This is a genomic window from Pedobacter sp. 10L46_2, assembly GCF_056395165.1.
In genome coordinates this window covers 1-13,901 of sequence record NZ_JBFTIZ010000113.1, presented here as the reverse complement: position 1 = coordinate 13,901, position 13,901 = coordinate 1, and the positions used below count along the sequence as shown (strand labels likewise).

Sequence of the window (13,901 nt, the reverse complement as noted above, 5' to 3'; positions counted from 1 at the left end):
GTGGGAGGATGTATTTAATGAATCCGTATCGCCTAAATTTGCTGCTGAGAAGGATTTTAGGGTGACAGGTAGAGTTACCAATATTCTGAAAAAACCGGTGTCTGGAGCTCAAATGCTAATCTCTTCACAAAAGCCATTTTTTATTACTACAGCAATAACTGATCAACAAGGAGGATTTATATTCACCGCTTTGCCCCCAATAGATTCCGGATCATTTTTTATTCAGGCGAGAACCCCAAAGGGTAGAACTATGAATTTTGGCGAAGTGGAAGTGGATCGTCAAAAGTTTCCTCCGGCCCGCGAAATGTTTCGAAACAAGATGATGCCTTGGTATGTAAATACTGACACTACCCAATTGAATTACGTCAAAAATAAAGCTATTCTATTAAAAGAGGAAAGGCCTGGTGCAAGTGGTATTGCATTAAAAGAAGTGAAAATTATAGATAAAAAGTTAATCAAGGGCTCTTTTAATCAGAATGGGCCTGGTAAAGCTGATTTGATTTTTGATGAAAAGGATATCAAAGAATCTGGTGTTATGAGTTTGTATCAATTGCTCAAGCAAAAGGTTCCCGGATTTCGGGTAATCAACGAGGATGGTTTTGCAAAGATTAAGATGAATCATTATGATGTAACTATTACCGTGGATGGAAGAGGTATACCATTATTTTATAGCGACATTCCTGATCCAAGAGTTGATGACATTAAACAGGATTTGGAGGATCTTAAAATAGCAACTTTTCGTGGTCTGGAAGTAATGTATAGCAGGAAATATACCGCTTCTTATAGTAGAGGAGGTTTTTCTGACGAAAGAAGGATTTCTGGTGTCGGAAAGGCTGATATGGCTGCTTTTGCACGTAATTTTGGTGCTAATGGAGGGGTGATGCCTAATACCTCGAGAAGAGATATTGATGTTGCCTTTATAGAATTGACCACCTACAGTGGAGTTGGCTGGCATAGAATTAACAAACCTGATGTTGGTTACTACCGACCTCTGCCAATTATGTATCCTCAGGAATTTTACAGACCAAAGTATATTGCCGCTAATGTATCAGAGATGAATCCTGATCTTCGAGCTACCATACATTGGGAACCAAACGTTACCACCGATGCCCAGGGAAAAGCAAATGTCTCTTTTTACACCGCCGATATTCCTGGATCTTATACAATTACCATTGAAGGGAGTAATATGAACGGAGTTATTGGAAGCAGACGATATAAACTATTATTACCCAAACCAGTTAGCAAATGATTATCTCTTAATTTTTACACCTAATAAATATTCTCTTCACGATATTTTTTTATATTTATGAAATTCCAACCATCCAAACAAATTAAACCGTATGAAATTTAAAAACGCTCTTAAAATTGCTATTCCTGTTTTTTCAGTGCTGCTAGTTGCAGCTGCTTTTTCTTTTACGCAAAAGGACAACGATCCTGTAGAAAAACTAGTTGCCTCACTGCAAAAATGGACAGAAACTCAGCCACAAGAAAAGGTATACCTTCATACCGATAAACCTTATTACATGGTAGGTGATACCATTTGGTTTAAAGCCTATGTAACCATTGGCAGCAAACATCAGCTTTCGGCACTTAGTGGTGCGGTATATGTTGATCTTTATAACGAGGCAGATTCACTTGCAAAATCATTAAAGCTACCACTTATTGCCGGAATGACCAAAGGGAGTTTTGTATTGCCTGACAGCAGCTCACGTGACGGCAATTATCGGATAAGAGCCTATACACAATGGATGCGTAATTCGGATCCCGCGTTTTTTTATGATAAGATACTCAGAGTTGGTAATTCGGTTGCAAATACTGTTTTCTGTAAAATCAATTATGAATATAGCAAAGATGGCTCGAAAGATGTTGTAACTGCTGTGTTAACCTATTCAAATGATAAAGGGGAAGCCTTAAGTAACAGGAAGGTTGATTATGCACTTTTAGAAAATGGCTATGAAAAGGTGTTTAGCGGCAATAAAGAAACCGATAATTATGGGCAGCTAAAAATAAAATTACAAGGTGGTAAATCTGGTAAATTACAAGATAAGCACCTAACAGCCAAGCTTCAGACCAGGGAGAAAGAAATTGTGATAAAAGAGTTTGCAATCAAAAGCATATCGACACAAACTGATGTTCAGTTTTTTCCGGAAAGTGGTCCTTTAGTAAGTGGTGTTCGTACAAGGGTTGCATTTAAGGCAACGGGAACTGATGGATTAGGTGTTCCGGTTAAAGGAGTTATAATTGATAATGACGGCAAAGAAGTAGAAACATTTGAAGCAACACATCTTGGAATGGGACAGTTTAGATTAATGCCTGAAAAGGGTAAACTTTATCAGGCAAAAGTGACTTATCCTGATGGATCAGAAAAGTCTGTTAAGTTGCCTCCTGTTCTGGAAAGTGGATATGTTCTTTCTGTTTATAATAATACTGAAACAGATACTGTTCTTGTGCGTATTATAGCAAATCCTTCTGTACTTGAAAAGGGCAGCCAAACTGTTAGTTTGATTGCTCAATCGGGCGGTAGTGTAAGTTATGCAAGCAGTATGCCGATAGGTAAGGCACAAACATCTTTATCTATACCGGCAAAAGATTTACCATCTGGAATTACCCAGTTTACGTTGTTTTCTTCGACCGGAGATCCAATGAATGAGAGGATTATTTTTATCCAGAACAATGATCAGATGGATGTTAAATTATCGRCAGCTAAAAAAGTTTATGCAGCAAAGGAAAAGGTTGAAATAGACGTAAGTGCCGCCAGTGCAAATGGAGCTCCAATTTCGGGCAATTTTTCGGTATCTGTAGTTAGTGAAGATGCTGTTCCAGTTGATGAGGCTAAAGAAAATACTATATTTTCTCAAATATTGTTGAGCTCTGATATTAAGGGCTACATAGAGAAACCAAGCTATTATTTTAATAACCCTACTGAAGAAACCAAATCAAATCTTGACCTATTAATGCTTACACAGGGCTACAGAAGGTTTGTATGGAAAGATATAACCGCGGGTAAGCCATTTCAGCCTGCTTTTAAAGCAGAGAAATTAACCACTAATGTTACAGGAAGGTTATTGAGTTTGGGAGAGAAACCCATTGCCGGCGGAAAGATAACATTGATAAATAATAAATTAGGGGTGGTAATTGATACAGTCACCAACGCTGAAGGGTATTATAAATTTAGTGATCTGTTAATTACTAATGAAATCAGTTTCACCTTGCAAGGCAGAAATGCAAAAGGTGGCAAAAACGTAGAAATAAAGGTTGATAAAATTCGTGATCAGGACAGAACACCAAATATGAATGTTGGCGATCTTGATACTGATCTGGGTAAGTCATTGATGGCTTCTCTTGAGAATAGTAAAAAACAAGATGCGGAAATGGTGAGGAATGGACAAATGGGTCGGGCTCAACAACTTAATGAGGTTATAATTAGTGCAAAAAAGCGTAAAAGGCTATTTGGCTATGATCTTGTATTAGATGGACACGCAGATTTTACTTACAGGCCGAGTAATGTGCAGGCATTTGGGACACTTTTGGAGTGGTTAAGAGCTACGGTCACCAATGTTGAATTCAGATCGGCTGAAGCTGATTGCGGACCAGTTACCATGCCGTTTTCAAGAAATGAAAGGATGAAAGTATTTCTTGATGGTAGAGAAATTAATGATTGCGAGGTTCAGGATCTGTTTTATTTGGATCCATTAGATATTGATAGGGTTGATGTTGCTCGTACCAATGCTGCCATAATGAGTATGACCGGAGGACCTAGCTTATTTTTAGCAACGAAAAGAGGGATTGGAGTATTGCGTTCGGGATATACTCCTGAAGTAGTAAGTTATGCGCCAAGAGGTTTTAACCCTGTAAAGGAATTTTACGCTCCGGTTTATGATAGTAACAGTCGTATAACAGATCTAAGAAGTACGGTGTATTGGAATCCTGGTGTCTTAGTCGGATCAAATGGTAAAGGAAAGATTAGCTTTTTTAATGCAGATACAAAAGGTGTTTACCGCGTAGTTATTGAAGGTATTAATGGAGATGGATTACTAGGAAGGCAGGTTTATAAATACGAAGTTAAATAATGAGCATTATTTTTCTTGAATGGGTGTCCTCAATGGAGACGTCATAGTTGTCTTTGTATTTGATTGCACGTATTTAATCATTTACTAAGACAACTATGAAATTGAAACGCTCCATTTTCCTATTTTGTTCAATAGCATTTATTGGCATGGTGGCTTTTACAGGCCGAGAAGAGGATCCTATTGAAAAGCTTTTAACTTCTCTCCAAAGTTGGGCAGAGAATAATCCTCAGGAAAAAGTTTACTTACATACTGATAAGCCTTATTATATTGTTGGAGATACGATATGGTTTAAAACGTATGTGACTATTGGTAGCAAACACCAGCTATCAGCACTTAGTGGGGCTGTTTATGTAGAGCTGATTAATGAAGGTGATTCTATTGCTCAGTCGCTTAAATTGCCGCTTATGGCGGGGATGGCTAAAGGTAGTATTGTGCTCTCGGATACCGCTATTCGAGAAGGGAATTATCGCTTAAGAGCCTATACCCAATGGATGCGTAATGCCGGACCGGAATATTTTTACGACAGAACCTTTAGTGTCGGTAACTCTGCAGCAAATACTGTTTTTGCAAAAATAGATTACATCTACGCTAAGGATGGGGAGCAAACTAAAGTAACGGCATTGATAAAATATACCGATCAAAAGGGAGAACCGTATGCAGATAAAGCCGTTAGATACGAATTAAAAGAAGGTTATAAATCAATAGCTACTGGCGGTGGCAAAACCAATGAGTCGGGAGAACTAAGTGTAAGCTTGCCAAGTTCTAAATCAGAAAAGGCCGGTAGCACTTATATTTTGACGAGGATTACCATCGCTGATGGAGAAAATGTCCCTAAATCATTTCCTATCAAAAGAGCTTCGCAGCAAACAGATGTTCAATTTTTTCCTGAGGGGGGAAATCTTGTAAACGATATATGGACAAAGGTTGGAGTTAAAGTGGTTGGAGCTAATGGTTTAGGTGTATCTGTTCAAGGGGTGATAATTGATAATGAAAATAAAGAGGTTTCTAAGTTGGAAACGAAACATTTGGGTATGGGTTATTTTAATTTGAAATCGGAACAGGGCAAAACCTATCAGGCAAAAATAACTTATCCTGACGGATCAGTAAATACGTTAAAATTGCCTAATGCAGTTAATGAAGGTTATGCGCTTTCTGTGTATAATAATACAACGGGAGATACCATTTTAGTAAGGATAGGGGCAGGCAGTTCCATTTTGAAAAAAGGAGATCAGGTTGTTAGTTTAGTTGCCCAATCCGAAGGTGATCTTCAATATGCTGCTGATATTCATGTAAACAAGGCTGTTACTTCTATTCCAATTCCTTCGAAGGGACTCCCATCTGGTATTCTACAATTTGCGCTCTTTTCTGAATCTGGGAATCCATTAAATGAAAGGATCGTCTTTGTACAAAAGAATGATCATATGGACTTAAAAGTTAACAGTTCCAAAAAGGAATACTCATTAAGAGAGAAAGTAGAAATAGAATTGGATGCTCGAGATGCTGCGGGGAATCCTTTGGTAGGGAATTTTTCAGTGTCAGTGATTAATGAAGATGTAGTCCCTTCAGATGAAACTACCGAGAACTCTATATTCTCTCAATTGTTGTTGAGCTCTGATATAAAAGGTTATATAGAAAAACCTAATTATTATTTTCATAACCCAACAGATGAAACAAGAGCTAATCTTGATATTTTAATGCTTACTCAAGGGTATAGAAGGTTTGTCTGGAAAGACCTGATTTCTAACAAGCAATTGCCGCCGGTCTATAAAGCTGAAAAGCTAGTAACAAACATTACCGGAAAGTTAATGACATTAAACAATAAACCGGTCGCTGATGGTAAGGTTACACTAATTAATAACAAGCTAGGCTTGGTCTTAGACACTATTTCTGACGGGAAAGGGAAATTTAAGTTTAGCAATCTTCTTATTACCGAAGGAATTGATTTTACAATCCAGGGTAGGACAGCAAAAAATAGTAAAAGATTAGAAATACAAATTGATAAGTTTGTTGAACAAGATGCCACCCCTAATATTAATATTGGTGACATCAATTCCGATATTCCCAAGGCGCTTATGGCGTCTATTGAAAATAGTGTAAAGCAAGATTTAGACATGCAAAAACATGGGAGAATTGGACGTGGCCAGCATTTGAAAGAAGTTCGGATTCAGGCGAGTAAGTTGCCTAAATTTGGTAATACCATCCATGAAAACCAGGCTGATCAGGTTTTTAGACCGGATTCCAGACAAAACTGCGGAACATTTAAAGACTGCTTGGAGAAAATGAACAACAACAAAAGTGTGCGTTTTGATCAGATCATGTCGGAAGACTGTGGGCCTATGTGGGTAGCACGTACCTTATCGGGGGATGGAGTTTATGCTGTAACTATTGATGGATGGATTCTTGAAAGTTGTGATTTTCAGGAGCTGCTATTAGGGGATGGATCAAATATCAGTAAGGTATATTTCGTATATGATAGTTATGCGATGAGGGCGAGGTTACTTGGTGGCAGGTTTGGATTAAAGCCTCCGCCAGTAATGGCAATTTATACTAAAAGTGGTAATTTTCGTCAAAAATATGATCCATCGGTAGTTTATTATGCTCCAAAAGGGTTTGCTTCGGTAAAGGAGTTCTATGTACCTAAATATGGTAATAACGAAGTTAACAACTCCCTTGCAGATTTAAGAAGCACTATCTATTRGAACCCTGCAACGGTTACTGATAAGGAAGGTAAAGCCAGGCTCAGTTATTTCAATTCAGATAACAAAGGAACTTACCGCGTAACTGTAGAAGGGATCAACGCAGATGGTTTACTTGGAAGACAGGTTTATCGTTATCAGGTTAAATAATTTCAATACCAGMATCCTTATATCGTTGTAGCTTGCCTTCCTTTGGATCTATATCTGTGATGATGGTATCTAACTCATTTGTTGCACAGATGTAGTAATTTTCAGCTGTATCCAATTTCTCAAATGTTGAAAGTGCAATAATATGTTTAGATGTTTCAACCATCGCTTTCTTCATCTGACTATCTTCATAATTTAAGCCTGTAACCCCAATGTTTAGGTCGATGCTGCAGATACCCAGAAAGCAAATATCGGCACGAACATTTTTAATGGCTTGTATGGCATCATGCCCCATTGTAGAGAAGGAGGATTTATTTAATCGTCCGCCTACAAAAATCACCTCTGCATTTGGGTGGTCTTCCAAGATATTGGCTACAGGGAAATTATTGGTTACTACGGTTATGTTAATTTCCTTAGGTAAGCCGGTTGCAACAGCTAAAGCTGATGTTCCGGCATCGAATATGATTACCTGGCCATCCTTAATGAATTTTAGGGCTTTGGCCGCAATTATCTCTTTATGGCCAACGTCGTAATTTTCTCTTTCTCTATAATGTCTTGGAATAGGAGAGTGCAAGACTGCTCCTCCGCGAACTGCTTTAAGCAAACCTTCATCTGATAATTCCTTAATATCTCTTCTTACCGTGTCTTCAGAAACATTTAATAGTTTACTTAAATCTCCTAAAAGAACTTTGCCTTCTTTAGTGATGTGATCTATTATCTGCTGTAGTCTTTCTGCCTTTATCATAATTTGTTTGCAATATTATGCAATATTAAGAAAATTAAATTGCAATATGTTGCAAAACATTGTATTTTTGTTGCAACTTCTTACAAGATATAAATAAATAAAATATGAAAAAAACAATAGCTATTGATATGGATGGTGTGCTCGCCGATACAGAGACCCATTTCATAAACTGGTATGAGAGAGACTATGGTGTTAAAGTAAATCGTAAAGACATGTTGGGAGTACTTGAATCGGAAGGGTTTCCTGATAAGACAGCGGTAAAAAGATTTGTTTATACGCCTGGATTTTTCAGGACAATACCTGTAATGCCAGGAGCAATTGAGGCGGTAAAAGAACTCATGGAAACTTACGATGTATACGTTGTTTCAGCAGCAATGGAATTTCCTCAATGTTTATCTGAAAAGCAAGAATGGTTGCAAGAATATTTTCCATTTATTAGTTGGGAAAACATAGTTTTTTGTGGCGATAAAAGTATTATTAATACAGATTACATGATAGATGACCATTGCAAAAATCTTGATTATTTTAAGGGCAAAACGATTATGTTTACCGCTGCACATAATGTTTACAAAACACATCATCAAAGAGTTGATAACTGGAATGATGTAATGGACTTGTTCGAGAAAGAAGAAGTGCCAGCATAATAACCGGACGCAAACGTTTTCGATAATAAATGCGGTTTAGTATGCATTTAATCTTGTAAACAACATATATATTTAGTTTTTATACCATCTATTACTACAAAAGTAAATTACGGTATAAGGAAACTAAATATAATATGAGCCAAGGCAGTAAAATACACAGAATGACACAAACCATGAGGTGGTTTGGTCCTAAAGATCCGGTAAGCTTATCAGACATCAGACAAGCTGGCTGCACAGGAGTTGTTAGTGCACTTCATCATATTCCAAATGGAGAAATTTGGACGGTTGAAGAGATCTTAAAACATAAAAATCTAATTGAAACAGCTGGTCTCGAGTGGAATGTTGTAGAAAGTGTACCCGTTCATGAATCTATAAAAACTCAGGATAAAGGCTTTGAAAATTATATATCCAATTATAAGACTTCCTTAAAGAATCTGGCTTCTTGTGGTGTATCGGTTGTTACCTACAATTTTATGCCTGTGCTGGATTGGACAAGAACCAACCTTGCCTTTGAACTTGAAAATGGCGCTAAAGCTTTAAAGTTCGAAAAAGCAGCACTTGTGGCATTTGATGTATATATGCTGAACAGGCCAGATGCAGTTAATGATTACACCTATCAGGAACTTGAAAAGGGTAGATTGCGTTTCGAGCAAATGTCTGCCGAGGAACGGTTAGTGTTGCAAAGAAATATTATTGCAGGCTTGCCTGGAAGTGAAGAGAGTTTCACCTTAAAACAGTTTCAGGATGCTTTAGATAAGTATAAAGGAATCGATGAAGACGGACTTTCTCAAAACCTTATTCATTTTCTTTCAGAAATTGTTCCGGTTGCTGATGCTGCAGGAATAAAACTGGCTATTCATCCTGATGATCCGCCTTATCCTATTTTTGGTTTACCAAGAGTTGTTAGTACAGCCGGGCAGGTTCAGAAATTATTTACTGCTGTTCCTTCATTAAATAACGGACTTTGCTTCTGTACAGGTTCTTTTGGTGTAAGAGCGGATAATAACCTGCCTGAAATGGTAAATGTATTTGGAGAAAGAATTCATTTTATTCATTTAAGGAGTACAAAAAGAAATGAAGCGGGTGATTTTTACGAGGACAACCATTTGGAAGGCGATGTAGATATGTATAATGTTGTAAAACAAATCATTTTGATACAACAGAAAAGACAAGCTAACATTCCAATGCGACCTGATCATGGTCACCAGATGCTTGATGACCTCAAGAAAAAAACTAACCCAGGTTATTCAGCCATCGGCAGATTAAAAGGCCTCGCTGAGTTGAGAGGATTAGAGTTCGGAATAATAAACCAGTTTTTAGATAAATAACATGATAGAAGGAGCAGTAATACCTGAAGATTTTTTGTTGAGCAGCAAAAAAGCGAAAATACTTTTTAATGATTATGCAAAAAACCTACCTATAATTGATTATCATAATCACCTGCCACCACAAGAAATAGCAGAAAATAAGAAGTTTGCTAATCTGACTGAGATCTGGCTGAAAGGTGATCACTATAAATGGAGGGGGATGCGTGCATTGGGTGTTAGCGAAGAGCTGATTACAGGAAGTGCTGCAGATCAGGATAAATTTATGGCCTGGGCAAGGGTGGTGCCTGCAACAGTTAGAAACCCCTTGTTTCATTGGACGCATATGGAACTTAAAAATCCTTTTGGTATCAATTCTTTTCTACATGCTGATTCCGGTAAAAGAATTTATGAAGACTGTAATGCGTTGCTTACAAAAGATGAGTTTTCTACACAAGGATTGTTAAACCATTTTAAAGTTGAAATGGTTGGTACAACAGATGATCCTTGCGATGATCTTAGATATCATAAACAGTTAGGTGAGCGTGACTTTTCAGTAAAAGTAAAACCTTCGTTCAGACCAGATAAAGCTTTATTGATTGATAAGGCAGTTCAATTTAAGGATTATGTAAAACAGCTTTCTGCTGTTTCAGGAATTGCTATAACAGATGTTGAGGGGTTACTCGCGGCTTTAAGACAGCGTGTTGATTATTTCGCTGCGCATAATTGCAGTGTTTCTGACCATGGATTAGCTACTTTGCCTGCAACATAWAACTTAACTGACGGGGAGAAAAAGGAATTTATCAGTTTCTTAAAAACCGATGATGCTGTGTTTTCTAATCCTGATGCTTTTGCCGGTTATGTTTTAACGGAATTGAGCAAACTATATCATGAAAAGGACTGGGTGCAACAGTTTCACTTGGGCGCAATTAGAAATAACAATCTTGGAATGTTCAAAAAATTAGGCGCTGATACGGGGTATGACTCTATTGGCGACTTTAGACATGCTGAAAGATTGTCAGGATTTTTAGGCAATCTGAGTGTAACTGATCAGCTTACTAAAACCATTATTTATAATCTTAATCCTGCAGATAATGAGGTTTTTGCAGCTATGACTGGTAATTTTGCCGATGGAAGGATGAAAGGTAAAATGCAATTCGGTTCTGGCTGGTGGTTTCTGGATCAAAAAGATGGCATGGAAAAACAATTGAACGCATTGTCTAATATGGGGATGGTGAGCAATTTTGTAGGTATGCTTACTGACTCACGTAGCTTCCTTTCTTATTCACGACATGAATACTTCAGAAGAATATTATGTAACCTGTTTGGGGCAGAAATGGAGAATGGAATATTACCTAATGACGAGAAATGGATTGGGCAGATTATCAGCGATATCTGTTATTACAACGCTAAAGAATATTTTAAATTAGGCTAGGGTTATCCCTAGCCTAATAAAAATACGGTCATACTTTTAGGCCCGTGGGCTCCAAGTACTAAAGATTGTTCAATATCTGCAGTTTTTGATGGCCCAGCAATAAAGGATCCGAATCCATATTCGGCGTCGCCTATTTTACTATAGGCATCGTGCATGGTAGCAACAATGTCGGCTTTGTTTACCACAACAGCTAATTGCTGACAAATAAAGGGTACGACCCTTTGTTGCATCAGATCTTCGGTAACCCATAGGGCTGCGTTTTCGGCAACACCAAAATGGGCTTTAATTATAGCCAGATCAACATCTTCATAGCTATGCGGATCTTTATTCTCCCATCCTGATTCGGTTACCGAAGCAAGTTCAGGAAGAGTAGATATGAGTCTTTTTTTATCTTTAAATTCCTGTTGAATGTATTGTGCGATTTCTTCAAAATTTGAAACTTCAACTATTGCTCCACCTATGGTAGTTAATACCGTTTTAAACTGCGTTATGCTTTCCATTCCACCTGGTACAGTAGTACTGGTACAGTAGTAAGGTCTGCCGGTAAAGGCCTGGCGCTTGGTTGATTGGTTTTTATTTTAGCCAGTATTTCTTCTCTGCTAGTCATTTTTATTGTTTTGTTTATACCATTCTCCAAATGATTGTTTTGGAGATTCTGGCATTTCTCTGTGCTTATACCAAAGATTAAGTTTATTGTTTACCGTGAAGGGGGCATGTTTTAAAACCCAACGACCTGCTCTTCCAGCGATTTTATATATTGATGGATTTGATAATGTAAAATCCATTGCTTTCATGGCCATTGCCTTTTTTGGATCTGCATAACCTTCTTTAACAATTACCTGGCGCCATTTATAAAGTTGTTCATGAATGTTTATTTTTACCGGACACACATTACTGCACGACCCACAAAGAGTGGAAGCGAATGGAAGATCTGCATAGTTTTTCATGTCCAGGTTTGGAGCCAATATGGAACCAATAGGCCCTGCAATTGCAGTGTGATAACTGTGTCCGCCGCTTCTGCGATAAACCGGACAGGTGTTCATACATGCTGCGCAGCGGATACACTTAAGTGAGTTGCGGAAATCTTCTCTGCCAAGTTGTGTAGTCCTGCCATTGTCTACCAAAACGATGTGCATGGTTTGCCCTGGTCTTGGCTTTTTAAAATGACTGGAGTAGGTGGTAATGGGTTGTCCGGTGGCACTTCTGGTAAGTATCCTTAGAAATACAGAAAGATGCTTACGTAAGGGTACTATTTTCTCAATTCCCATGCAAGCAATATGTACATCGGCAAGATGTGCACCCATATCGGCATTTCCTTCATTTGTACATACAACAAACTCGCCCGTTTCAGCTATTGCAAAATTTACTCCGGTGATAGCAGCCTTTCTGGTAATAAACTTTTCACGTAAATGATCCCTTGCAGCGGCAGTCAAAAATACCGGATCAGAAGCACCTTCGGGTGTGCCAAGATGCTTGTGGAACAAATCTCCTATCTCTTCCTTTTTCTTATGAATACAAGGAAGTACGATATGGCTGGGTGGTTCTTCAGCCAGTTGCACAATACGTTCCCCTAAGTCAGTATCTATAACCTCTATGTCGTTTTTATGGAGATAATCATTTAGATGGCATTCCTCGGTAAGCATTGATTTGCTTTTAACAATGCGGTTTACGCCGCTTTCCTTTAAAATGGAATGCACTATTTTATTGTGTTCTTCACCATTGGCTGCCCAATGAACTTTTATGCCGTTCTTTTCAGCATTGGCCTCAAACTGCAAAAGGTAATCATGCAAGTTTGATAGAACATTGTCTTTTATTTGTGATGCGGTTTCGCGCAAGGTTTCCCACTCTGGTAAACTATGGGCAGCCTTATCCCGCTTAGCCCTCACAAACCAAAGCGTTTCATCATGCCAGTCTACACGCGCTTCATCTTTATTAAAGATATCTGATAATTGAGCGTGATCTTTTGCTCCTGTACTCATTTTATTATTGCTGGTTGTAGGTTTAAAATTCCTGTGCGTTTAATATCTCGGCAATGTGTATTACTTTAACATTGCTGTTTTGTCTGCGTAAAATACCCTCCATATGCATCAGGCAAGACATGTCTGCTGCGGTAATATATTCGGCACCACCGTTAAGATGATCTGCAACCCTGTCTTTACCCATTTTTACAGATACGGCTTCTTCCGCAACACAAAAAGTACCACCAAAACCACAGCACTCATCAGGTCGCTTCAGATTAATCAGTTCCAGACCTTCAACCATATTTAGCAGGTGCAGTGGCTTAGAGAAAGGAGCCTCAACGAGTTCACTCATTTGCGCAAGCATTAATCCACGCTGCCCATGGCAACTTTGGTGTACACCGACTTTATGAGGGAAACTTGCAGTTAATTTCTCCACTTTAAGTACATCAATAAGGAACTCAGTTAACTCATAGATCTTTTTTCTGATTCCAAGGGCCTTGTCTTCGGCTTTATCGGCATGAAGATGATCCTTAATATGGAGTACACAGCTCCCGGAAGGGGATACCACGTAATCAAATTCAGAAAAGTTTTCTATAAATAAATCATTGCATCCTTGTGTGAGATGTTCAAAGCCCGAATTGGCCATAGGCTGACCACAACAGGTTTGCTTTGTGGGATAAACCACGTCAACTCCTAGTTTCTTCAATAAAGTTAAGGTTGCAATAGCGGCGTTTGGGTAGAACTGGTCAATATAACACGGAATAAAAAGTCCAACAGTCATGGCTAAAAGTATCTGATCTTATTTGGTTTAGGTTGTGCGTTCAAGCAAATATACAGTGCTCAGCGGTAAATATAATGTTATTAAGAATATTATGCAGATTAGTTTGCTATTTAGAACG

Annotated in this window: 10 protein-coding genes; 6 read left to right on the top strand and 4 right to left on the bottom strand. The window is 38.2% G+C overall.

The annotated features are described in order from the left end of the window. The 3 genes from AC1DDX_RS13965 to AC1DDX_RS13955 form a co-directional block, all read left to right on the top strand. The coding region (locus AC1DDX_RS13965; RefSeq protein ID WP_477622174.1) for a carboxypeptidase-like regulatory domain-containing protein at window positions 1–1,249 on the top strand (1,249 nt) is incomplete at its 5' end. Window positions 1,250–1,340: 91 nt separating this feature from the next. Next, window positions 1,341–4,070, top strand: coding sequence for a carboxypeptidase-like regulatory domain-containing protein (locus AC1DDX_RS13960; protein ID WP_477622173.1), 2,730 nt, complete (start codon window positions 1,341–1,343; stop codon window positions 4,068–4,070). A 95-nt stretch (window positions 4,071–4,165) separates the two neighbouring features. After that, complete coding sequence (locus tag AC1DDX_RS13955; RefSeq protein ID WP_477622172.1) at window positions 4,166–6,916, top strand: carboxypeptidase-like regulatory domain-containing protein; 2,751 nt, start codon at window positions 4,166–4,168, stop codon at window positions 6,914–6,916. On the opposite strand, the gene AC1DDX_RS13950 is transcribed toward AC1DDX_RS13955, so the two are convergent. Beyond that, entirely contained in the window at window positions 6,909–7,658 is a 750-nt protein-coding gene (locus AC1DDX_RS13950) for a DeoR/GlpR family DNA-binding transcription regulator (protein ID WP_477622171.1), read from the bottom strand. The genes AC1DDX_RS13955 and AC1DDX_RS13950 overlap by 8 nt on opposite strands. Before the next feature lie 104 nt (window positions 7,659–7,762). Here AC1DDX_RS13950 and AC1DDX_RS13945 point away from each other — a divergent pair, with 104 nt between their 5' ends. The 3 genes from AC1DDX_RS13945 to uxaC all read left to right on the top strand — a co-directional run bounded on the left by AC1DDX_RS13945 (window position 7,763) and on the right by uxaC (window position 11,041). Beyond that, complete coding sequence (locus AC1DDX_RS13945; RefSeq protein WP_337715170.1) at window positions 7,763–8,302, top strand: 5' nucleotidase, NT5C type; 540 nt, start codon at window positions 7,763–7,765, stop codon at window positions 8,300–8,302. A gap of 161 nt (window positions 8,303–8,463) precedes the next feature. Further along, a complete protein-coding gene (uxuA, locus tag AC1DDX_RS13940; protein ID WP_337715168.1) occupies window positions 8,464–9,630 on the top strand; it encodes a mannonate dehydratase in 1,167 nt (388 codons plus the stop codon). A gap of 1 nt (window position 9,631) precedes the next feature. Then, window positions 9,632–11,041: a glucuronate isomerase gene (gene uxaC / locus AC1DDX_RS13935; protein ID WP_477622170.1), complete on the top strand. Its 1,410-nt coding sequence runs from the start codon at window positions 9,632–9,634 to the stop codon at window positions 11,039–11,041. An 8-nt stretch (window positions 11,042–11,049) separates the two neighbouring features. Here the strand turns inward: uxaC and AC1DDX_RS13930 are convergent, their stop codons facing one another. The 3 genes from AC1DDX_RS13930 to AC1DDX_RS13920 form a co-directional block, all read right to left on the bottom strand. Beyond that, window positions 11,050–11,541, bottom strand: coding sequence for a LutC/YkgG family protein (locus AC1DDX_RS13930; protein WP_477622169.1), 492 nt, complete (start codon window positions 11,539–11,541; stop codon window positions 11,050–11,052). 99 nt (window positions 11,542–11,640) lie between these two features. Continuing rightward, window positions 11,641–13,020, bottom strand: coding sequence for a lactate utilization protein B (locus AC1DDX_RS13925; protein ID WP_337715161.1), 1,380 nt, complete (start codon window positions 13,018–13,020; stop codon window positions 11,641–11,643). A 22-nt stretch (window positions 13,021–13,042) separates the two neighbouring features. Further along, the gene (locus AC1DDX_RS13920; RefSeq protein WP_288882353.1) at window positions 13,043–13,783 is read right to left on the bottom strand and encodes a (Fe-S)-binding protein; all 741 of its coding nucleotides are present in this window, start codon (window positions 13,781–13,783) and stop codon (window positions 13,043–13,045) included. Between the last annotated feature and the right edge of the window lie 118 nt (window positions 13,784–13,901).

Coding starts and splice junctions, on each gene's coding strand:
- AC1DDX_RS13945 (WP_337715170.1), top strand. CDS start 7,763: ATGAAAAAAACAATAGCTATTGATATGGATGGTGTGCTCGCCGATACA.
- uxuA (WP_337715168.1), top strand. CDS start 8,464: ATGACACAAACCATGAGGTGGTTTGGTCCTAAAGATCCGGTAAGCTTA.
- AC1DDX_RS13930 (WP_477622169.1), bottom strand. CDS start 11,541: ATGGAAAGCATAACGCAGTTTAAAACGGTATTAACTACCATAGGTGGA.
- AC1DDX_RS13925 (WP_337715161.1), bottom strand. CDS start 13,020: ATGAGTACAGGAGCAAAAGATCACGCTCAATTATCAGATATCTTTAAT.
- AC1DDX_RS13920 (WP_288882353.1), bottom strand. CDS start 13,783: ATGACTGTTGGACTTTTTATTCCGTGTTATATTGACCAGTTCTACCCA.